We start from the raw sequence: 21437 nt of genomic DNA, 5'->3' as shown, positions 1-21437 counted from the left end.
AGGACGACATGACGGTTCTGAACGGGCGCCGCGCCCTGATCACCGGCGCCGCCAGCGGCATCGGCGCCGCCATCGCCCGCGCCTACGCCGAGGCGGGCGCCGCGCTGGCCCTGGCGGACCTGGACGGCGACGGGCTGGCGAAGGTCGCCGCCGGACTGCCCGCGGGCACCGCCGTCACCCGGCACACGGTGGACGTCACCGACGCGGATGCCGTCCGCGCCATGGCCGAGGCGGCGATCGACGCGCACGGCGGCATCGACGTGCTGGTCAACTGCGCGGGCATCCTCACCGAGGTGCCGCTGGTGGAGATGGACCCGGCCACCTGGGACCGGATGCTGGACGTCGACCTGCGCAGCGTGTTCCTGTGCTGCCGCTACGTCGTCCCGCACATGGTCGAGGCGGGCGGCGGCCGGGTCGTCAACGTGGCCTCGCAGCTGGGGCTCAAGGGCGGCGAGGGGCTGACGCACTACTGCGCGGCCAAGGCCGGGGTGATCGGCTTCACCAAGGCGCTGGCGCGGGAGGTGGCGCGGCACGGCGTGCTGGTCAACGCCATCGCGCCCGGCCCGATCGTGACGCCGCTGATCGACGGGCTGAGCCCGCAGTGGCAGGCGGCCAAGGAGGCCGAGCTCCCGCTGGGCCGCTTCGGCCGGCCGGAGGAGGTCGCGCCGACCGCCGTCCTGCTGGCCTCGGACCCGGGCGGCAACCTCTACACGGGGCAGACGCTCGGCCCCAACAGCGGCGACGTGATGCCGTAGGCGCGCCGTGTGCGGAATGTGCGGTTCGGCCGCCACCTGGACGGAGCGGATCGCCCCGCTGGAGGGGGGCGGGGCGGTCCGGCGGCAGCGTGCGCTGGCCGCCCTGCTGGCCCGCGCGCCGTCGCCCGGCCTGCGGCGGGTGAAGGCGGTCCCGTGGCCGGGCGGGGGCTGGCGTCTGGCCGCCCCCGACGGCCTGCGCTTCGCCCGTTCGCTGGACGAGGCCGTGGCGGTGCTGACCGGCCGCTACGGCCCGCTGGTCGTCGCCGGGCCCGGCGACGCGTCCACGGCGGCGCGCCTCCCGGAGGGGGCGTCCGGTCACGCCCTGGCGGTGTGGGCCGCCGCGCTGCGCCACGCCGGGTTCTCCGCCGAGATCACGACCGCGCAGTTCACTCTGGCGGTGTCCCCGTCCGACGTGCACGTCGTCCCCTGCTCCGGCCCGCCGCCGGAGGGGGCGTGCGTGGCGGCCGCGGCCGGGGCGCGGAGCCTCGCCGGCTGGCTGGAGGTGGCCGCGGGACTCGCGGAGGGGCCCACGGGGCCGCCGACGCGGTGACGCGGCGCCCGGGAACCCGGCGCCGACGTGCGGGGCGCGGCCGGGACGTCCCCCGGCAGGGGGCCGCGTCCCGTCTCCGCACCGCCCGCAGTACGCTGGCGGCCCCCGGAACGGAGGACGCGATGCGGGACGGCTTCGTTGAGGTCACCTCGGAGGACGAGTTGCGCGCCCTGGTGGGTCCGCCCAAGCCGCGGGCCGTCACCAAGGAACGCACGCGGCTGCACCGCTGGGACCGCGAATGGCTGGCGCACTCGCCGTTCTGCCTGGTCGCCACCAGCGGCGCCGACGGCTCCTGCGACGTGTCCCCCAAGGGCGACCCGCCCGGCTTCACCCACGTCATCGACGACGCCACCATCGCCCTCCCGGACCGCCCCGGCAACCGGCGGGTCGACGGCTTCCGCAACGTGCTGGCCAACCCGCACGTCGGCCTGATCTACCTGGTGCCCGGCCGGACCGAGACGCTGCGCATCAACGGGCGCGCCCGGCTGGTGCGCGACGCGCCGTTCTTCGACGAGATGATCGTCAAGGGCCACCGCCCGGATCTGGCGCTGGTGGTGGAGATCGAGCAGATCTTCTTCCACTGCCCCAAGGCGCTGCTGCGGGCGCAGCTGTGGCAGCCCGGCACCTGGCGGCCGGACGCGCTGCCCTCGCACGCCCGCATGGTCAAGAGCGTCCAGGTCACCGAGGAGACCTTGGAGCAGCTGGAGAGCTACTACGGGCGGAGCTACGCCGAGCGGCTCTACTCGCGCTGACCTTGGTCCGGCGGGAGGCCGCGGCCGGACCGTTCCGAGACGCACCACCCGGGGCGCTTCGCGCCTAATGTCCCCCGATTTCGTTGCAACTACTGATCACACCGGGTTCGTTCGTCTAAAGTGCTCGCGATGAACCACGCGACGCCCAGAGCCGAAGCCCATCCGCCGCTGGAACAGCTCGCGGTCGAACCGCTGATCTGCCGCGACTACGAACAGCGCCCCGCCTTCTACTACGAGCGGCTGCGCGCCGCGCACGGGCCGGTCGCCCCGGTCGACGTGCTCGGCGTGCCCATCTGGCTGGTCATCGGATACCCGCAGGTGCTGGACGTCCTGCGGGACCCGCGCGACATCTGGAGCAAGCGCCTGGACAACTGGCGCGCCTACACCGAGGGCCGGGTCCCGGCCGACTGGCCGCTGATGCCCGCCATGCAGGCCGACAACTCGATCTTCCGGGACGGCGCCGAGCTGTCGCGGCTGCGCGGTGCGTGGATCGCGGGGCTGCGGCCGTTCCAGGAGCGCGGCCGCCCGCAGGCCCGCGAGCTGGAGCACGCCATCTCCCAGTACGCCGACGACCTGATCACGGTGCTCGGCGAGGGGAGCGGACGCGCCGGCATGGCCGACCTGGCCGCGCAGTACGCCCGCCCGCTGCCGCTGATGATCAGCAACCGGCTGCTCGGCTTCACCGACGGCCGGGGCGAGGAACTGCTGATGGACATGTGGCGCCTGGTGGACGCCGGTCCGGACGCGGCCGAGGCGCAGGCGCGGCTGCTGGCCGCCGTGCGCGACCTGTGCGCGCGGGCGAAGACGAACCCCGGCGACGACCTGCCCGGCCACATGGCCGCCGCGGCGCCCGACCTGACCGTCGAGGAGCTGACCCGCGAGCTGTTCATGGTGGTCGCGCTGATCGGCGACTACTGCGGGACGCTCATCACCGGCACCGTGCTGGAGGTCATCGGCGGGGAGTCCGGAGCGCGCGACAGCCTGTCCGCCGGGCTGATCCAGGAGGCGGTCAACCGGGCCGCCCTCGCCAGCCCGCCCATGGCCAACCTGACCCTCCGCTTCCCCCGCACGGACGTGCGGATGGGCCGGTACACCATCGCGGCGGGCGACCCGGTCATCCTGTCGGTAGCGGCCGCGCACGGCGACCCGGCGTTCACCGGCGGCCAGACGCCCGACTCGGTCTACAGCTCGCGCGCGCACGTCGCCTGGGGCGCGGGCCCGCACGCCTGCGTGGCCCGCGACCTGGCCACCACGATCACCACGATCGCGGTGGGCCGGCTGTTCGAGCGGTTCTCCATGCTGCGGCTGGCGCTGCCGCCCGACCAGTTGCCGTGGCGGTCGTCGCCGCTGATGCGCAGTCTGCGCTCGCTGCCGGTGCACTACGAGCTGGCCGAGCGCCGCACCGCCCCGGCGTCCGGCGGCGCGGCGCCGACCCCGCCCGCCGAGCCGCGGACGGAGCGCGAGGCGCAGCAGCAGGAGGCGCGGCTGTCGCTGACGCGCCGCTTCCTGCGCGCCCTGCGCATCGGCTGACCCGCGCGGCCCTCCCGCCGGCCGCCCATTCCTCACATGCTGCGCACAAGCCGCTGACGCCCCCGGTAAAGTTGATCAAGTCGGGGGCGTCTCGGGGGTGTGCTGCAGATCTGAGGACGGAGTTCGGGCATGAAGCTGGACGGGAGGGTCGCGGCCGTCACCGGCGGCACCCGCGGCATCGGCAAGGGCATCGCCGAGGCGTTCCTGCGGGAGGGCGCCACGGTCGTGCTGAACGGGCGCAGCCAGGCCAAGGGCGAGCAGGCGCTCAAGGAGCTGGACGCCGGCGACCGCGCGGTCTTCGTGCCGGGGGACGTGACCCGCAAGGCCGACGTGGAGCGGCTGATCGACCAGACCGTCTCCCGGTTCGGCCGCATCGACGTGCTGGTCAACAACGCCGGCGGATCGTCCGACCCGGCGCCGGTCGCCGACACCACCGACGAGGAGTGGGAGAAGGTCCTGCGCTGGAACCTGTACTCCACGTTCTGGGCCACCCGCGCGGCGCTGCCGCACATGACCGCCCGCAAGTACGGCCGGATCATCAACATCTCCTCGGTGGAGGGCAAGCACGGCAAGCCGGGCATCGGCCCGTACGTGGCGGCCAAGCACGCCGTCAACGGCCTCACCAAGAGCGTGGCGCGCGAGGTGGGCACGTCCGGCGTGACCGTCAACGCCATCTGCCCGGGCCTGGTCATCACCGACGTCGTCCAGGAGACCGGCCCGGCGGCCGCCGCGGCGATGGGCCTGACCTACGAGGGCATGGTGGAGCTGTTCGCCCAGGAGTCGTCCCTCAAGCGGCCCACCACCGTGGAGGAGGTCGCGGCGGTCGCCGTGCTGCTGGCCTCCGACGAGGGCGGCGGCATCACCGGCGCGGCGATCAGCGTCGACGGCGGCACCGCCGCCTACTGAGCCGCCCCGCCTACCGGGCCGCTGCCTCCCGCTCGATCGCGCGGGCCTCCTCGACGATCCGCCGCCACGCGGACCGCACGTGCTCCTCCCGCGTGGCGGGGGCGCCGATCGCCATGCGCAGCAGCACCCGCCCGCCGGCCTTGGTGTGGGTGAGGTACAGGTCGCCGGACGCGTTGAGCCGCTCCATCAGGCGCAGCGTCGCCGCGTCCGCCTCGTCCTCGGGCAGGCCGTCCCAGGCCGGGCGGAAGCACACCAGGCTCAGCGGGTGGTGGTCGAACAGCACGAACCCGGGCTCGTCGCGGATCCACCCGGCGAGCCGCTGCGCCAGCGCCACGCCGGTGCGGATGTGCTCGCGCAGCCCCTCGGCGCCGTACCAGCGGATCACCGACCACAGCTTCAGCGCGCGGAACCGCCGGCCGAGCGGGATCTGCCAGTCGCGGTAGTCGATGACCTCGCCGGACTCGGTGGCCCGGTTGCGCAGGTACTCCGGCAGGATCGACAGCGCCCCGGTCAGCGGCCCGCGGTCGGCCACCCACAGCAGGTTGCAGTCGAAGTTGGTCAGCAGCCACTTGTGCGGGTTGGTGGCGTAGGAGTCGGCGTACTCGGCCAGGCCGTCGTTCAGCCACCGCAGTTCGGGGCAGACGGCGGCCACGCCCGCGTACGCGGCGTCGACGTGCAGCCAGACGCCGTGCCGGCGGCACACCTCGCCGACGGCGGCGACCGGGTCGATCGCGGTGGTGGACGTGGTGCCGACCGTCGCGCACACCAGCGTGGGCACCAGGCCCGCGGCGGCGTCCTCGGCGATCAGGGCGTCCAGGTGCGCCGGGTCCATCGCCAGGGTCGCCGGGTCGACGTCCACCGTCCGCACTCGCGCCGTGCCGATACCGGTGATCTTGGCGGCCTTCTCCAGGGACGAGTGCGTCTGCGAGCTGACGTAGAGCGTGTGCCGCCCGGTGAGGCCGTCGCGTCCGGCGCGTCCGCCGCTGGCGCGTTCCAGCGCGGCCAGGATCGCCACCAGGGCGGCGCTGGACGCCGAGTCCTCGATCACCCCGCCGCCGGGGCCGTCGCTGCGGAACTTGGCGGGCAGGCCCAGCAGTTCGGCCGTCCAGTCGGCCATGCGGGTCTCCAGCTCGGTGCAGGCCGGGCTGGTCGCCCACAGCATGCCCTGCACGCCGAGCCCGGCCGACAGCAGGTCCCCCAGGATCGCCGGGCCGCTGGCGTTGGCCGGGAAATAGGCGAAGAACGAGGGGTGCTGCCAGTGCGTGATCCCCGGCATGACGATGCGTTCCAGGTCGGCCAGGACGTTCTCGTACCCCTCCCCCTGCTCGGGCGGGTGCACGGGCAGCGACGCCAGCACCTCGCCCGGCCGCGCCTGCGACAGCACCGGGTACTTCTCGATCCTCTCCTGGTAGTCGGCGATCCAGTCGACGACCTGCCTGCCGTACCGGCGGAACTCCTCGGGGGTCATGTGTGCGGCCACGCCTTGCTCCTTACGACGAACCTCGGCCCCCCAAGATATGGCCGGGCGGGACCGGCTTCGCAGGGGCCGAGGCTTGCCGGGCGAGGTCAGCCCACGATCAGGTGGGCGACGACCGGGTAGTGGTCGGACGGGTACTGTCCGTTCTTCTCGTAGGTGTCGATCTCGGTCCAGAGGGTGCGGACCTTGCCGCGCGACAGGATCCAGTCGATGCGGTCGCCGCCCGGCACGGGCGGCTTCCAGCCGCCGAAGGTGTTGTAGGCGGGGCCGCGGCGCTCGGCCGTCTCCCAGGTGTCGGCGAAGGCGTCGTCGCCGGTCAGGATCGTGTACGGGTCGCTCTTGCCGGCGGCCACGTTGAAGTCGCCGGTGAGCACCACCGGGACGCCCGCCTCGAAGCCGCGCACGCGCTGCAGCACCAGCTCGGCGCTCTTGACACGGGCGTTCTGCGACTGGTGGTCGAAGTGGGTGTTGACGTGGTAGAACACCCGGCCGGTGCGACGGTCGCGGAACTTGGCCCAGGTGACCATGCGGGTGATGGTGTTGCCCCAGGTGGCCGAGCCGATGACCAGCGGGGTGTCGGACAGCCAGAAGTGGTCGAAGTCAAGGACCTCGAAGCGGTCCTTGCGGTAGAAGATCGCCGAGAACTCGTCGCGGGTGCCGCCCTGGCGGCCCATGCCGATCCAGTCGTGCCCGGGCAGCGCCGCGTCCAGGTCGCGCATCTGCGGCCACGTCGCCTCCTGCACGCCCAGCAGGTCGGGCCGCTGCCGGCGCAGCACCTGCTTCATCAGCGGCAGGCGGGAGGCCCAGTCGCGGGGCGGCGCGTCGGCGTCCAGCCGGATGTTGTAGGTCATGACGCGCAGCCGCGCGTCCCCGGCCGACGCGGGGGCGGACGCCGCCACGGCGACCGCGCCGAAGACGAGCGCCACCAGGACGGCCAGCAGGCCGAGGAAGGAGAGGCGGGCACGCCGGTACGTACCACCTGAAAGGGGGTTAGGGGGCATGTCACTCCTTTTCGGGAGCATATCCGGAGCAAACGCCCAGTATGTGATCACGACCGGGTGTACCCCGGGCGACCTCCGCCGGTACGCGCCGGTTCCCGGCCGTGGCCACCGGGTGACCCGGGCTCCCGGGGACGCCGGCATGCCGCTCGCGGCGGCCCGGTCATCGTCCCGTTTAGGCGGCCTGGCTGGGGAACGCCACGGATCGTGGACGAGGCGCCCGTACGACGACGCGCCGTGGCCATGGGGATCTCCCGGAGCGATGGAGACGGAGGCAACGACCATGCCTGAGGGTGACCGGACCGGCAAGCACGGCCCGAAGCTGGACGACGAGATGGGCCGCGAGGCGGAAGGCATGGTGCGCGGCGGCGGCCACGCCGAGGAGTGGCGGCAGCCGGAGCCGGTGTCCGACGACCTCGGACGCGACCCCACGTCCCGGGGCGCCTCGATGCCACCCGGGTCGCCGCCCGGCATGGACCCCGACGACGTGCAGACGCGCAGCGCCGTCGCGCAGTCGCTGCTGGGGGTGCGCTACCCGGCGTCGCGCAGCGAGCTGATCGACCACGCCGCCGCGGGGCACGCCACCGACACGATCATGTCCATGCTGGAGCGGCTGCCCGACCGCGACTACGAGAACATGGCCGACGTGGGCGAGGCGCTCGGCCTCGGCCGCGAACGCCACCGCTTCTGACCCCGCCGCTTCGACGGCGCCGCCGCCTCCGGCCGGGGGCCGCCGCGGGGCCTCCCCGCGGGCGGCTCATCCCCCGCGCCCGCCCGGGGTCGGCTCGGGCCGGGGTCCGGCGGGGCCGGACGGCCGCACGTGCGGGACGTGTTCGGCGGGCGGCCCGCACCAGCGGGCCAGGGCCTCGCGGATCGCGGCGGCGCGCAGGTCGGGCGAGGTCTCGTCGGACGCCCACGCGATGTACCCGTCGGGACGGACCAGCACGGTGGTGCGGGTCGCGCCGCCGGCGGTGGCGCAGCACACCCGGTCGGCCCACAGCTTGGTCGTCAGGTACATCACGGCCGGGTCGTTGGCGGCGGCGACCAGCACGAACCGCCCGGCGCGCAGCGCCTCGTACAGCCGTCCGGGCGGGCCGGCGAGCCGCACGTCGGGCGCCCGGCGGCCGGTCAGCCGGTGCGCGCCGTGCGGCGCCGGATACGCCACGGCCAGGCCCGACAGCGCCAGCGCCAGCCGCCGCCGGACCGGTCGGATCCGGGTGGCGGCGGCGAGGGCGACGGTGCGGGCGGCGCGCAGCACGGGCGACCCGGTCAGCGCCAGCCGCACGAGCGCGCCGCTGCCGCGCAGCACCGCGCGGCCGACCGGGTGCCGCTCGTCGTGGTAGGTGTCCAGCAGTCCGGGCGGCGCCCAGCCGTGCAGCTCGGCGGCCAGCTTCCAGCCGAGGTTGGCGGCGTCCTGGATGCCGGTGTTCATGCCCTGCCCGCCCGCCGGGGAGTGGACGTGCGCGGCGTCCCCGGCCAGGAACACCCGCCCCACCCGGTAGCACGGCACCTGCCGCTCGTCGCTGTGGAAGCGGGACGTCCAGCGCGGGTCGCGCATGCCGTGGTCGGTGCCGAGCGCCCGCCGCATCGTCGCGCGCAGCTCGTCGAAGTCGACCGGTTCGGAGTCGGGCTCCTGGCGGTTCCGGTCCCAGGCGATCGCCCGGTACCAGCCGTCGCCGAACGGCACCACGAACGCGAACGCATCGCCGACCGCGCCCACCGACAGCACCTCCCCCGGCGGGTCGTCCAGGCGCACGTCGGCCAGCATCACCGACCGCACGATCGAGCGGCCGGGGAACGGCAGGGCCAGGGCGCGACGCACCGTGCTGCGCACCCCGTCGCAGCCGACCACGTAGGCGGCGCGCCGCGTGCGGGTGCCGTCGGCGGTGCTGACGACCAGGTCGACGCCGTCCGGGTCCTGCCGGACGTCCACCACCTCGGCGCCCTCGACGATCTCGGCCCCGGCGGCGCGGGCCCGCCCGGCCAGCACCCGCTCGGTCTCGTACTGCGGGGTGACCAGCACGAACGGGAACCGTCCGGGCAGCCCGGACAGGTCCAGGCGGGCGGATCCCCCGAACAGCGCCAGGCGGCCCACCCGGGTGCCGGTGGCCAGCAGCTCGTCGGCGATGCCGCGCGCGTCCAGCAGTTCCAGCGTGCGGGCGTGCACGGCGAACGCCCGGGTCAGCGACGACCCTCCGGCCCGGCGTTCCAGCACCGTGCAGCCGATCCCGGCCGCGGCCAGGTCGCCGGCCAGCATCAGGCCGGTCGGCCCCGCCCCCACGATCACCACGTCCCTGCTGGCAGGCATCGCGCCCCTCCGGTCCAGATCGCCGACTGTGCCTGCGGCCATTCCCGGCACCCTGGGGGGCTACGCACGTTGCGGCCGCATTTGTCCGCCCGGCCGCGGAGTCAGCCGAGCGCGGCCCGGTGCGGGGACTCCAGGCCCAGGTGGATGCGGTAGCGGTCGGCGCGGTAGGTGGTGAGGGCGACCTCGATGCAGGCGCCCCGGCTGAACGTGCGCTGCTGCACCAGGAACACCGGGCTGCCCGGTTCGATCTCCAGCAGCGCCGCCTCCCGCTCCCCCGCCGCAACGGCCTCGATGGTCTGCTCGCCGGCGTCCAGCACGATGCCGTACTCCTCCTCCAGCACCCGGTACAGGGAGGCGTTCGGCGGGCGGCGCTCCAGCAGGCCGGGCGCGCGGGCGGCCAGGATGTGCGAGCGCTCCACCGCCATCGGCTCGCCGTCGGCCAGCCGCAGCCGCTCCAGCACGTGCACCTCGGCGCCGCGGTCGGCGCCGAACAGCCGGGCCAGCCGCGCGTCGGCCTCCACGGTGCGCCCGGCCAGGTCGAGTGAGCCGGGCCGCATGCCGCGGGCGCGCATGTCCTCGGTGAACGACACCAGCTCCTTGGGCATCTGCACCTTCGGCCGGGCCACGAACGTGCCCTTGCCGGGGATGCGGCGCAGCCGGTCCTCGGCGACCAGCTGGTCGACCGCCTGCCGCACCGTCATCCGGGACACCCCGAAGCGGCGGCACAGCTCGCGTTCGGACGGCACCGGCGCGTCGACCGGCAGCCGCTCCTCCTCGATCATCTCAAGCAGGATGGCCCGAAGCTGGAGGTACTTCGGCAACGGCGCCGACGGATCGATCACACCCCATTCTTATCCGATCCGCGGCCCCCGCCCGGCCGGGCGGCCGCTATGCGCGCCGGCGGATGCGCCGGGCCCTCGCCTTGACCGCGGACCGCCCCCGCCCACATACTGAACCGACATTCAGTGAACTGATATTCAGTGAATCAAGGTTCAGAGGAGGCGGAACCATGCATGTGATCGTGGCGGGCGGCGGTGTGGCCGGGGCGGCGAGCGCGATCGCGCTGCGCCGGATCGGCGCGCAGGTGACGGTGTACGAGGCGTACGCCGACCCGGCCGGATCGGTCGGCTCGTTCCTCAGCCTGGCCCGCAACGGGCTGGGGGCGCTGGAGACGCTCGGCTGCCTCGACGCCGTCCGGCGGGCGGGCTTCGAGGTCGACCGGCAGCTGATGTGGTCGGCGTCGGGACGGCTGCTCGGCGACATGCCGCGCGGCCGCCCGTCCGGCGACCCGGTCCGCAGCATCACGCTGATGCGCGGCCGGCTGGTGGAGGAGCTGCGCGCCGCGGCACAGCGCGCCGGCGCCCGCATCATCACCGGCGAACGGCTCACGGACGCCGAGACCGTGCCCGGCGGCGTGCGGGCCGCGTTCGCCGGCGGCCGCACCGCCGAGGCGGACCTGCTGGTCGGTGCCGACGGCATCTGGTCGGCCACCCGCCGCATCCTCGACCCCGGCGCGCCCGAACCGGCCTACGCGGGCTTCTACAGCGCCTCGGGGGTCTCGGCGGGCGTCCCCGGCATCGCCCCGGGGACGTTCAACATGACCTTCGGCCGCAACGGCGTGTTCGTGCACATCGCGGTGCCCGACGGCACCGTCTGGTGGACGGCGCAGGTCAGCGTCCCGACCCCGCCGGACCTGGACCAGATCGACCTGGAGGCGGTCGCGCGGCTGTACCGGGAGGAGGAGATGCCCGCCGCCGTGCTGCGTGCCACGACCGACTGGCACCGCCCGACCCTCAACCACACCATGCCGGTGATCCCGGTGTGGCGCGACGACCGGACGGTGCTGGTGGGCGACGCCAAGCACCCCGTGGGCTCCGGCCAGGGCGCGTCGATGGCGCTGGAGGACGCCGTGGTGCTGGCGACCGCGCTGCACACCGCCGGATCCGTGCCGCAGGCCCTGGCCGACTACGAGGCGCGGCGGCGCGCGCGCATGGCCAGGATGGCCAAGGCCGCCGGCCTCAACCGCGAGGCCAAGACGGCGGGCCCGATCGGCCGCCACGTCCGCAGCCTCGTGCTGCCGCTGCTGTTCCGGTACGGCTACGAGCGGGCCACCGCCTGGCTCTACACCGAGGCCCCCGGCCCGCTGCCCGTGTGAGGGGATTGCGCCGGTACAGGGGATGCGCCTGACGGGCGTCCGGGGCGTCCCGCTTGCGGCTTGCGGCCCGTGCGCCCGGCGGGTGCTCCTCGCCGGGCGCACGGGCGGAGGTCAGCGAGGAGTCAGGTTGAGGCCCAGGGCGCGGAACTGCTCGACCGGCCGGTGGTAGCCGCGTTCGATGTGGTGGACGCCGCGCAGCCTGGAGGGCCCCTCGGCGACGGCCGCCGCGAGCACGGCCGAGAACCCCGCGCGGATGTCCGGCATCGTCACCTCGCCGCCGCGCAGCTTGGTCACCCCGCGCACGACCGCCGAGTGCACCGCGGCCGTGTCGTGGTACCGGCACGCGGGCCCGCCCAGGCAGGTGTCGTACACCTCGATCTCCGCGCCCATGCTCTGCAGCGCCGGCACGTACGCCAGGCGGTTCTCGTACACGGTCTCGTGCAGCACCGACATCCCGTCGGCCTGGGTGAACAGCACCATCAGCGGCGTCTGCCAGTCGGTGGCGAACCCGGGATGGGTGTCGGTCTGCACGGCCGCGGGCCGCAGCCCGTCCGGCGCCGACGCCATGATCCACTCATCGGTGATCTCGAACCGGGCGCCCATCCGGTCCAGCGTGGTGATCGCGGTGACCAGCCGGTCCTGCGGGCAGCCGTGCACCCGCACCTCGCCCCGCGTGACCAGCCCGGCGACCAGGTAGGAGAACGCCTCGATCCGGTCCCCCGCCAGCCGGGTCCGCGCCCCGCCCAGCCGCGGCACGCCCTCCACCTCGATCCGCCGGTCGGGGGCGAACGCGATCCGCGCCCCCATCCGCTGCAGGAACAGCGCCAGCTCGACGATCTCCGGCTCGGTGGCGGCGCCCCGGATCACCGTCTTGCCTTCGGCGCGCACGGCGGCCAGCAGCACCGTCTCGGTGGCGCCCACACTCGGATAGGGCAGGTCGATCCGCGTGCCCACCAGCCGTGCGGCGCTGGCGTGGATCCCGTCCTCGGCGACCTCCACCTGGGCGCCGAACGCCCGCAGCGCCTCCACGTGGAAGTCGATGGGCCGGCGTCCGATGGGATCGCCCCCCACCAGCGGCACGAACGCCTCCCCCGCCAGATGCAGCAGCGGGCCGAGCAGCAGGATCGGAATGCGGTTCAGCCCGGTGAACGCCTTCGGCACCTTCGGATCGGCCACCGCCCCGGGCACCACGGTGATCTCGTCCCCGGACCGCTCCACCGCCATGCCCAGGTGCCGCAGCATCGCCGCGGTGATCTCCACCTCGCCGACCTCGGGGGCGTTGCCGATGGTGCTGGGCCCGTCCCCCAGCATCGCCGCCACCATGTGCTTGCTGACCGCGTTCTTCGCCCCGCGCACCGTCACGTCCCCGCGCAACGGCCCGGAAGGTTCGATCTCCCACACCTTTTCGCTCACCCGAGCAGACTATGACCCGCCCCCGCCGGCACCAACCACGCCGAATCCGCCGCCGCGCACTCCCGGGCCCGCCCGCCGCCGGTAATTCGTTCGCATCCGCCGCGGGCGGGCCGGAAGAATGCTCGGGTGCTGAGTTTCGCGGACTTCGACGCACGCGGTTACCGGATGGTGGACGTCCGGACCGGCTACGGGCAGTGGGTGACGACGTACGACGACACGGTCGAGGACGTGATGGACCTCGCGCTCCTGGAGGACCTGTCCGAGCCGTCCTGGCACACTGTGCGCCGCGCCGTGGACCTGGGCTGCGGCACCGGCCGCACCGCCGCGTGGCTGCGCCGCCACGGCGTCTGCGCGATCGACGGCGTCGACCTGACGCCCGAGATGCTGGCCGTCGCACGGTCCCGGAAGGTGCACGACAGCCTCCGCGAGGCCGATGTCACCGACACGGGGCTCGAGGACGGCGCCTACGACCTGGTGATCGCGTCGCTCATCGACGAGCACCTGCCCGACCTGAACCCGCTGTACGCGGAGGCGTGGCGGATCGCCGAACCGGGCGCCCTGCTGGTGATCGTGGCCTTCCATCCGCACTTCATCATGACGAGCGGCATGCCCACGCACTTCACCAGCGCCTCGGGGGAGCCCATCGCCATCGCGACCCACGTCCACCTGATCAGCGACCACGTCATGGCGGGGGTCCGCGCCGGCTGGACCCTGACGGAGATGCGCGAGGGCATCATCGACGACCGCTGGATCGCGCTGAAGCCCAAATGGGAACGGTTCCGCAACCACCCCGTCTCCGCCGCCCTCGTCTGGCGCAGACCCGACTGACGAGCACCGGGCCGCCGGACGGCGTCGCGGCCGTCGAGCCCCGGCGGCCGACACGCCGCCGGCCTCACGTTGTAGATCAACGCGAGGTCCCCGGTACGGCGTACCGGGGACCTCATCAGAGGGGGTTGGAGCCCTCGGCCGGATTCGCACCCGGCCTGCCGCCTACGAGGCGGTGCCCTGGAAGGTCCAGGTGCCCGAGCCGACGGTGCGGGTCGGGCCGCCGGGCACGTGCACCTCCGCGGTGCTGTTCGGCGGGACGGTGACCGTCAGGGTGATCCGGCCGTCCTTCTTGGTCCAGGACGTGCGGGCCTGGCCGTACGGGGTCTGCCGGGTGGCGGAGGCGCCGGTCAGGTCGCCGACGACGGACGGCTTGACCAGCAGCTTGCCGAAGCCGACCGAGTCCGGCGCCTGGTCCAGCCCGGCCAGCCGGCTGCTGAACCAGGAGTCGATCGTGCCGAGCATGAAGTGGTTCTGCGACTGGCCGCTGCCGCCGTCCCACATCTCGCCGAGCGCGGTGTTGCCGTGCACGACCTGGTAGCCGTAGCTGGGGCTGTCGGTCCGCGTGGCGATCTTGTAGACGACGTCGTCGCGGCCGTTCTCCGACAGCACGCGGATCGCCGAGGGCAGGGAGATCTCGCCCAGCAGCAGGTGCCAGTCCGCCTGCTCGATGCCGTCGACGAGCTGGTCGAGCATCCGCTGCTTGTACTCGGCCGGGACGGCGCCCATGTCGAGGGCGAGGGCCGTGGCGCCCTGCCCGCCGCCGCCGAACTTCCCGGTGGACGGGTCGTACTGCCGCTCCCACAGCGCCCGCTGCGACTGCGCCGCCTTGGCGCGGTAGGCCGCGGCGTCCTGCGGCTTGCCGAGCGTGTCGGCGATCTTGGCGAGGGTGTCCAGGACGCGCCAGTACCCGTAGGTGGCCGACACCATCTTCGGGAACGTGGTGTCCGGGGTGATCCAGTCGCCGAGGCTGTAGTCGGTGACGCCGTCCTGGGCGCGCGCCTCCAGGTACTGCTGGTAGCGCTGCATGGCCGGGTAGTAGGTGCGCATCGTCTCGGTGTCGCCGTAGGCGCGGTACAGCTGCCACGGCACGACGACGAACGCGCCGCCCCAGTTGGCGTCGTCCCGGTACGCGCCCGCGAGGGTGACGTAGTCGGGCACGGTGGACGGGATGAGGCCGGTGTCGGTCTGCGCGTCGGCCATGTCCTGCACCATCTTGCGCAGCAGGCTGTGCACGTCGTAGTTGGCGGACAGGGTGTCGCCGACCAGGTGGGTCTGCTCCAGCCAGCCGAGCTTCTCGCGGCTCGGGCAGTCGGTGAAGATGCTCATCATGTTGCCCTCGACGGCGCGGCGGATCAGGCCGTGGATGCCGTTGATGAGCTCGTTGGAGGACGTGAACGACCCGGCCGAGGCGTTGTCGGTGTGCAGGACGTGGCCCCGCACGGAGATGGTGGCGCCCTCCGGCAGGCCGCGCACCTCCAGGTAGCGGAAGCCGTGGTAGCTGAACCGCGGGTGCCAGGTCTCCGCCGCCGCGCCGCCGGTCGTGTACTGGTCCCAGATGGGGGCGCCGACGTTGCTGGTGAGCTGGTAGACGCGCCCGTCCTTGAGCGCTTCGGCGGGCAGGACGCGCACGGTGGTGCCCGCGGGCGCCTTGACGGTGATCTCGGGCCAGCCCGCGATGTTGCGTCCCACGTCGAACACCTTGTAGCCGTCGCCCTCGCCGACGAGCCTGCCCTGCAGGGTCTCGATGACTCGGACGGGTTCGGCGGTGCGTCCGCTGAGCGTCCGGGTGGGCGAGGCGACGGTGACGGCGGAGCGCCAGCCGGGGCGGGCCGCGCCGGGGCGGTCCCAGTTCGGCGTCTCGCGGCGGGCGTCGTAGTCCTCTCCCCCGTACCAGTTGGAGAAGGTGGTGGGGCCGAGGGTGGTGCGCCAGTCCGCGCCGCTCGTGACGCGGACCCGGCGGCCGTCGTCCAGGGTGACCTCCAGCTGCGCGGTGAACTCGGGGTCGCTGATGGTCCCGGCGAACTTGCGGTAGCGGTCGGCGGTGGAGATGACGTTGGCGGTGCCGTTGCCGAGTTCCACGCTGATCGCGTTGGCGCCGCGGCGCAGCATCTTCGTCACGTCGTAAGTGGCGTACTGGACGCGGTCCGCGTAGTCGGTGTTGGCCGGTTCCAGGACGGCGTCGCCGACGCGCTTGCCGTTCAGCCCGACCTCGTAGACGCCCAGGCCGCCGATGTACAGGCGGGCGCTGCGCGCGTTGCGCGGCAGGGTGAAGTCCTTGGCGAACTGCGGCATCGCCACGGGCACGGGCGACTGCGGCGGCTTCTGCCCGGTGACCGCGGCCAGCCGCGTGTACGGGCCGTCGGCGGCGTCGGACGCCGAGACGGTGAAGTCGACCGGCGCGTAGGGCACTTCGCCGGTGTCGGCGGGCTGGTCGGTGCGCGGGTACAGCAGGACCTGGTCGAAGGCCTGCGCCGACTTCAAATCGACGGTGAGGGTGATCGGCTTGTCGGAGACGTCGGCGGTGGTGTAGGCGGAGCTGGACCAGCCCGCGAACTCCTGGTTGGTGGTCTGGGTGCCGTCGGTGAGGTACCGGGGCAGCCACTTGCGGTTGACGTTCCCGCCGGTGTCGGACGCGGTGACGGTCCTCCCGGCGGCCAGGTTGGTGTCCGGGGCGGCCGAGTCGCGCACCTCGATCTCGGCGAGCTGCAGGCGCCACGTCTTGTCCGGCAGGTTCTCCACCAGGGGCAGGCCCAGCTTGGTGACGTCGATCCGGACGTAGCGGGCGGTCGTCCTGGGCAGCTCGACCGCGATGGGCGCGGGCTTCTTCTCCTTGATGCGCCAGTCCGGGTGGGTGATCCAGGACGCCGACCAGTCGGCGGGCGCCAGGCCCGTCTCGAACCAGGACGGCGACGACCACGCCGAGGCCTTGCCGCCGGTCCACACGCGCACCCGCCAGTACACGCGGGTGCGGCCGGCCACCGCCTTCCCGGCGTAGTCGACGCGCTGGGCGGCGGAGCCGACCTTCCCGGTGTCCCACAGGTCGGGGCGGCCGCGGCGGAGCAGGTCGGCGCTGGTGGCGGCCTGGATCCGGTAGGCGGTCTGGGTGACGCCGCGGCCGGCGGCGCGCAGCCGCCAGGTGAGCGGCGGGGTGGTGTCGTCGATGCCGAGGGCGGTGGTCAGGTCGGCGGCGCGCAGGTCGGTGACGCCGGCGGCGCCGGCGGCCGCCACTGCGGAGTCGGCCAGCGAGGACGGGGCCGGCCCCCAGGCGACCATGCTCAGCGCCGCGGCGGCGGCGACGGGACGGACGATGACGGGAATGCGCACGTCAGGCTCCCTGGGTCTCGGAGTGCAGCGCGGCGATGGCCGCGGCGGTCAGGGCGTGGTCGTAGACGCGGAAGTCGCGCACCCGGCCCTTCAGGAAGGGGTGGCGGGTGTCCTGCGACCGGCCGAGGAAGTTCTGGGACGTGGCGCCGAGCGCGAGGGGGCTCATGATCAGGCCGTCCTTGCGTCCGGTCTCGGCGCCGTCCAGATACAGCACGGCCGCGTCGCGGCTCACGGTGACCGCGACGTGGACCCAGCGTCCGGTGGGCAGCGCGCCGGCCGCGTCGACGTAGTCCTCGCCGTCCATGCCGTAGGTCTTCATGGAGAAGCGGGCGCGGCCGAGGCCGGTGCGCGAGTTGACGTAGAAGAACGTGCGGCGGTTGAAGCCGAGGTCGAACACCCGGGCGTTGTCGCTGATCGCGTCGGCGTTCACCCACACGGCGACGGTGAGTTCGGCCAGTCCCGTGATGAGACCGCGGGGCAGGGCGACGTGCCCGCCCGCGCCGTCGAGGACCGCCGCCGAGCCGTCGTCGGCCCAGGCGGCGCCCTGGGCGAGGGTCGCGTCGGCCCACCGTCCCGAGGCCTCCTCGGCCGTGCCGTCGAGCGGGTAATGCGCCACGAGCCGGTTGCGGCTGCGCGGGGCCGGGGTGAGCCAGTAGACGTTGTAGCGCTGGTGGTGGATCTCGGAGAACGGGCTCAGCGTCACCTCGACGCCGTCGGCGCGCGCCGTGTACCGCAGCGGCTCGCCGCCGCGGCGCAGGGAGCGCGGGTCGATGGCGGGGAAGGTGTTGAGCTCGGTGTCGCCGTAGGCTCCCGCCAGCACGACGGGCCCGTGGGTGACGGCCTGGATGTAGGGGTTGTCGGGCGCCTTGCGCCAGACGGGCGTCATCGGCATCGTCAGCTCGACCACGTCGCCCTTGCGCCAGCGCCGCTCGACGGTGGCGTACGTGCCGGGACGCGCGGTCACCGGCACCGCCTTGCCGTTCACGCGGATCTTCGCCCGGCCGCCGCCCCGCGCGTCCAGCCAGCCGGGGATGCGGATCCGCAGGGCGAAGCGGGCGTCGCCGTCGGCGACGGTGAGCCGGGTCGTCTCCTCGTGCGGGTAGGAGGTCTGCTGGCGCAGGACGATGCCGCGTTCCCGCCACCGCACCTCGGATGGGATGAACAGGTTGACGTACAGCTCGTCGTCGCCGTGGAAGTAGATGGTGTCGCCGAACTTGGTGTGCGTCTCCATGCCCGTGCCGTGGTCGCACGAGAAGTTGTCGTAGTCGCTGCTGTAGCTGCCGGGCGCCGCGCCCAGGCCGCTCTTCGGCTGGCGGTACGAGCCGGGCCACAGGCCGGTGTAGTAGGTGCAGAAGCCGTGCTCGGAGTCGGGGTCCTGCTCGCCCAGCATCTGGTTGAGCAGCGTCCACTCGTAGTAGTCCATGTACGGCGCCTGGGCGGGGTCGTGCAGGAACAGCGACCGCGTCAGCTTGAGCATGTTGTAGGAGTTGCAGTTCTCGCAGGTGACGTCGCTCAGGCGGCTCACCACCTGGCCCGGCGGGCCGAAGAGCTCCTCGTTGCTGTTGCCGCCGATGACGTAGCTGTGGTCCTCGACCACGGTCTGCCAGAAGAACTCGGCGATGGCGCGGTAGCGGGACTCGCCGGTCGCCTCGTACTCGCGCACCGCGCCGACGATCTTGGGGATCTGGGTGTTGGCGTGGTAGCCGTCCAGCGCGTCGCGGCGTTCGGCGAGCGGGCCGTAGATCTCCTCGTGGTCGAAGCGGCGGGCCGCGCGCAGGTGCTCGGGGTCGCCGGTGACCAGGTACAGCTCGGCGAGCACGTCGTTCATGCCGCCGAACTCGACGCGCAGCACCTGCTGCATCCGGTCGGTGGCGAGCCTCGCCGTGCGGGCGGCGACCCACGACGCCATGCCGGTCAGCACGTCCAGGGCCTGCCGGTTGCCGCTCAGCCGGTACTGGTCGAGCAGCCCCGCCATGATCTTGTGGATGGTGTAGTACGGCGCCCACGGCTTCTCGCCCGCCTCCAGGCGGTCGAAGACCTGCTCCTCGAACGCCGACAGGTAGCCGCGGGAGTATCCCGCCGACGGCGACGCCGCCTGGCACTTGGCCAGCTCGGCGACCAGGTAGCGGGCCTTGGCGGCGTAGGCGTCGTCGCCGGTGGCGGCGTGCGCCTGCGCCAGCGCCGACAGCAGGTGGCCGGTGGAGTGGCCGCGCAGCTGGACGTCGGGCGCCTCCCAGCCGCCGCACGGTTCGGCCGACGACGGCAGGCCGACGTTCAGGCGGAAGGTGTGCAGCAGCCGGTCGGCGTCGATGAACTTCAGGTAGGCGCAGGTGCGCGCCATGTTGTCGCGGAACGGGCCGTCCAGCAGCGTGACCGCCGACAGGGGGAACGCGGACAGGACGGGCGCACGGCGCGCGCGGCCCTTGGCGGTTCCGGCGTCGGTGTCCGCGGCGGCGGAGGCGGGACGCGCAACGACCGCCGCGGTGGCGGTCGCACCGGCGGTGCCCAGGAAGGCACGGCGGCTGACGTGTGCGTTCATGCGCGCTCACCTCGGATCGTGTGGGTGCCGTGCAGGTTCTTGACGTAGACGTACTCGCCGTCGCTGTAGGCCTGGTTGCCTCTGGCCTTGCGGCCGTCCCACACCAGGCGGCCGTCCAGGTAGACCTTCATGCGGGTGCCGAAGGTCGGCACGCCCGCGCGGCCCGCCGCTCCGGGGGGCGCGGTGAGGCGTGCGGTGTAGGTGCCGCCGGCGACCTTCCAGGAGGCGTCCACCGCGCCGCGCGTGGTGGTCAGGCGGCCCTGGGCGAACCGCAGGTCGGCCGTGTGCGGGACGAAGTCGAACGTCCGTCCCCCGGGCGAGGTGGGGCGCAGGCCCAGCACGTAGTTGGTGAGGGCGGGCGTGGGTCCGGTGGCCCAGGCGTGGGCGAGGCTGACGTAGGAGCTGCAGAAGACGCAGCCGTCCTCGGGGTTGCGGAACGACTCCCAGAACGTGCTGCGCGTGCCCTGGGGGTGGTTGAGCATGTAGCCCCACTGGCGGCGAATGATGTCCACACCGGCCTGGTCGGCGGCCTGCCCGCCGGCGGCGAAGTGGGCGTTGACCTCCATCGACCCGGAGAACACTCCGGGGTTGCCCTTGTTCTCGGGGGCGGTGCTGGTGATGGAGTTCCAGTTGCCGGTGAGGTTGGTGCTGATGCGGCGGGCCTTGGCGGTGCCGGCCATGCCGTACCAGACGGCCAGGGAGTTGCCGTCCTGGGGGTGGACCGTGGAGTCGGGGTACTGCTTGTAGGCCCCGGCGGCCTCGTCCCACAGGTGGGTGTCGATGGCGGTGCGCAGCGCCTCGGCCCGCTGGGCGTAGGACGCGGCCAGGGCCTTGTCCTTCTGCACCTGGGCGAGCTGCGCCCCGGTGGTGAGCACCCGCCACAGCAGCACGTTGGCGGTCAGGTTCTCGCCCTTGGCCAGGATCCGCACCGAGTCGGACGTCCCGGTGATGGACACCAGGCCGCGTTCGCTGAGCTTGGCCTCGGTGTAGTCGACGGCCTTGCGGTAGGCGTCCCAGACGGTGGACAGCCAGGCGCGGTCGCCGGTGTACAGGTAGTAGTCCCAGGTGGCCGCGAGCGTCCACAGGTGGTAGGTGTCCGAGCCGTACTTGTTCAGCTCGGGCCCGGCGTAGGGCAGTTCCCCGGTGTCGCGCTGGTGCTGGTAGACGGTGGTGAGGGCGTTGCGGGCCGACTCGGTGTCGTTGAACGCCGCGTACGCCGACGGCACCTCGATGCCCAGGTCGCCGGGCCACACCGTGCGGTCGCGCTTGGCGCCGTCCACCAGGATCGTGTCGCCGACCCCGATGTCCCCGGTGTTGTCCCACAGCTCGGCCGGGGCCTCCCAGACGCGGCCGGTCTTGGGCGAGATGGTGTTGAGCTGGATGGTGTAGGCGCCCGCGTACCAGATCCTGTTGAGCAGGTCGTCGCTGGAGTAGAAGTAGTTGGCGTAGTCGGCGGGGTTCTTCATCTTGGGGGCGGCCGTGTAGTGCACGGACACGCCGTCCAGGTCGACGCTTCCGGCGGTCTCCAGGAACACCGTCAGGTAGCGGAAGCCGCCGCGCAGGTACTTGGCCGGGGTCGTGTAGGTGGTCCTGCCGTCGACGTCGACCATGACGGCCCCGTCGCGGCTGCGGGGGCCGCCGGTCGAGGCGTCGCTGGTGACGTCGATGTACTCGGAGGACTCGGAGAACGCCAGCCCGACCCGTTGCGCCCCCTGGGAGGAGGCGAAGCTCACGGTGGTCAGGCCGGTGACGTCCTTGCCGAAGTCGAGGGTGACGTAGGAGCCCGCCCCGGTGATCGTGGTCCGGCGCCCCGACAGCACGTTCTGCGCCCCGGTGACCGTGCCGTTGGTGAGCTCGCGGGGCACGTGTGGACGGCGACCGGGCGCAGGGTGCGGGACGTGG

Annotated in this window: 16 protein-coding genes; 8 read left to right on the top strand and 8 right to left on the bottom strand. The window is 73.4% G+C overall.

Features of this window, described 5'->3' with window-relative positions:
* Window positions 1-8: 8 nt before the first annotated feature.
* From QSK22_RS05285 to QSK22_RS05265, 5 genes are all read left to right on the top strand, one after another.
* Window positions 9-755: an SDR family NAD(P)-dependent oxidoreductase gene (locus QSK22_RS05285; RefSeq protein ID WP_285492800.1), complete on the top strand. Its 747-nt coding sequence runs from the start codon at window positions 9-11 to the stop codon at window positions 753-755.
* Window positions 756-771: 16 nt separating this feature from the next.
* On the top strand, window positions 772-1305 hold the full coding sequence (locus QSK22_RS05280) for a hypothetical protein (RefSeq protein WP_285492799.1): 534 nt from the start codon (window positions 772-774) through the stop codon (window positions 1303-1305).
* Window positions 1306-1427: 122 nt separating this feature from the next.
* The gene (locus QSK22_RS05275) at window positions 1428-2057 is read left to right on the top strand and encodes a pyridoxamine 5'-phosphate oxidase family protein (RefSeq protein ID WP_285492798.1); all 630 of its coding nucleotides are present in this window, start codon (window positions 1428-1430) and stop codon (window positions 2055-2057) included.
* 129 nt (window positions 2058-2186) lie between these two features.
* On the top strand, window positions 2187-3587 hold the full coding sequence (locus QSK22_RS05270; RefSeq protein ID WP_285492797.1) for a cytochrome P450 family protein: 1401 nt from the start codon (window positions 2187-2189) through the stop codon (window positions 3585-3587).
* Window positions 3588-3716: 129 nt separating this feature from the next.
* Window positions 3717-4493 (top strand): SDR family NAD(P)-dependent oxidoreductase, encoded by a 777-nt coding sequence (locus QSK22_RS05265; protein WP_285492796.1) that lies wholly within the window; start codon window positions 3717-3719, stop codon window positions 4491-4493.
* A gap of 10 nt (window positions 4494-4503) precedes the next feature.
* On the opposite strand, the gene QSK22_RS05260 is transcribed toward QSK22_RS05265, so the two are convergent.
* Entirely contained in the window at window positions 4504-5973 is a 1470-nt protein-coding gene (locus QSK22_RS05260; RefSeq protein ID WP_285492795.1) for an aminotransferase class I/II-fold pyridoxal phosphate-dependent enzyme, read from the bottom strand.
* Between the two features lie 86 nt (window positions 5974-6059).
* Window positions 6060-6971, bottom strand: a complete 912-nt coding sequence (locus QSK22_RS05255) for an endonuclease/exonuclease/phosphatase family protein (protein ID WP_285492794.1) — start codon at window positions 6969-6971, stop codon at window positions 6060-6062.
* A 280-nt stretch (window positions 6972-7251) separates the two neighbouring features.
* Between QSK22_RS05255 and QSK22_RS05250 the strand changes: the two genes are divergently transcribed.
* On the top strand, window positions 7252-7659 hold the full coding sequence (locus tag QSK22_RS05250) for a DUF2795 domain-containing protein (protein WP_285492793.1): 408 nt from the start codon (window positions 7252-7254) through the stop codon (window positions 7657-7659).
* A gap of 66 nt (window positions 7660-7725) precedes the next feature.
* On the opposite strand, the gene QSK22_RS05245 is transcribed toward QSK22_RS05250, so the two are convergent.
* Both QSK22_RS05245 and QSK22_RS05240 read right to left on the bottom strand, forming a co-directional pair.
* Window positions 7726-9276 carry an FAD-dependent oxidoreductase gene (locus QSK22_RS05245; protein ID WP_285492792.1) on the bottom strand — a complete coding sequence of 517 codons (1551 nt, stop codon included), beginning with the start codon at window positions 9274-9276 and terminating at the stop codon, window positions 7726-7728.
* Window positions 9277-9377: 101 nt separating this feature from the next.
* On the bottom strand, window positions 9378-10118 hold the full coding sequence (locus QSK22_RS05240) for a GntR family transcriptional regulator (RefSeq protein WP_285492791.1): 741 nt from the start codon (window positions 10116-10118) through the stop codon (window positions 9378-9380).
* Between the two features lie 167 nt (window positions 10119-10285).
* Between QSK22_RS05240 and QSK22_RS05235 the strand changes: the two genes are divergently transcribed.
* Window positions 10286-11431 (top strand): FAD-dependent oxidoreductase, encoded by a 1146-nt coding sequence (locus QSK22_RS05235; RefSeq protein WP_285492790.1) that lies wholly within the window; start codon window positions 10286-10288, stop codon window positions 11429-11431.
* 111 nt (window positions 11432-11542) lie between these two features.
* Here QSK22_RS05235 and murA read toward each other — a convergent pair whose 3' ends face one another.
* Complete coding sequence (murA, locus tag QSK22_RS05230) at window positions 11543-12844, bottom strand: UDP-N-acetylglucosamine 1-carboxyvinyltransferase (protein WP_285492788.1); 1302 nt, start codon at window positions 12842-12844, stop codon at window positions 11543-11545.
* 126 nt (window positions 12845-12970) lie between these two features.
* Here murA and QSK22_RS05225 point away from each other — a divergent pair, with 126 nt between their 5' ends.
* A complete protein-coding gene (locus tag QSK22_RS05225; protein WP_285492787.1) occupies window positions 12971-13672 on the top strand; it encodes a class I SAM-dependent DNA methyltransferase in 702 nt (233 codons plus the stop codon).
* Between the two features lie 162 nt (window positions 13673-13834).
* Here QSK22_RS05225 and QSK22_RS05220 read toward each other — a convergent pair whose 3' ends face one another.
* The 3 genes from QSK22_RS05220 to QSK22_RS05210 are packed head-to-tail and all read right to left on the bottom strand — an operon-like array spanning window position 13835 to window position 21400.
* Window positions 13835-16996 (bottom strand): family 78 glycoside hydrolase catalytic domain, encoded by a 3162-nt coding sequence (locus QSK22_RS05220; RefSeq protein WP_285492786.1) that lies wholly within the window; start codon window positions 16994-16996, stop codon window positions 13835-13837.
* A 1-nt stretch (window position 16997) separates the two neighbouring features.
* Window positions 16998-19535 (bottom strand): glycoside hydrolase family 127 protein, encoded by a 2538-nt coding sequence (locus QSK22_RS05215; protein WP_285492785.1) that lies wholly within the window; start codon window positions 19533-19535, stop codon window positions 16998-17000.
* A complete protein-coding gene (locus tag QSK22_RS05210; RefSeq protein ID WP_285492784.1) occupies window positions 19532-21400 on the bottom strand; it encodes an alpha-L-rhamnosidase-related protein in 1869 nt (622 codons plus the stop codon). The genes QSK22_RS05215 and QSK22_RS05210 overlap by 4 nt, the downstream gene beginning before the upstream one ends.
* Window positions 21401-21437 lie beyond the last annotated feature (37 nt).

Source organism: Actinomadura sp. NBRC 104425, assembly GCF_030269545.1.
GTDB lineage: Bacteria > Actinomycetota > Actinomycetes > Streptosporangiales > Streptosporangiaceae > Spirillospora > Spirillospora keratinilytica.
Note: the sequence above shows the minus strand (reverse complement) of the source record. Positions and strands in the feature narration are given on the sequence as shown.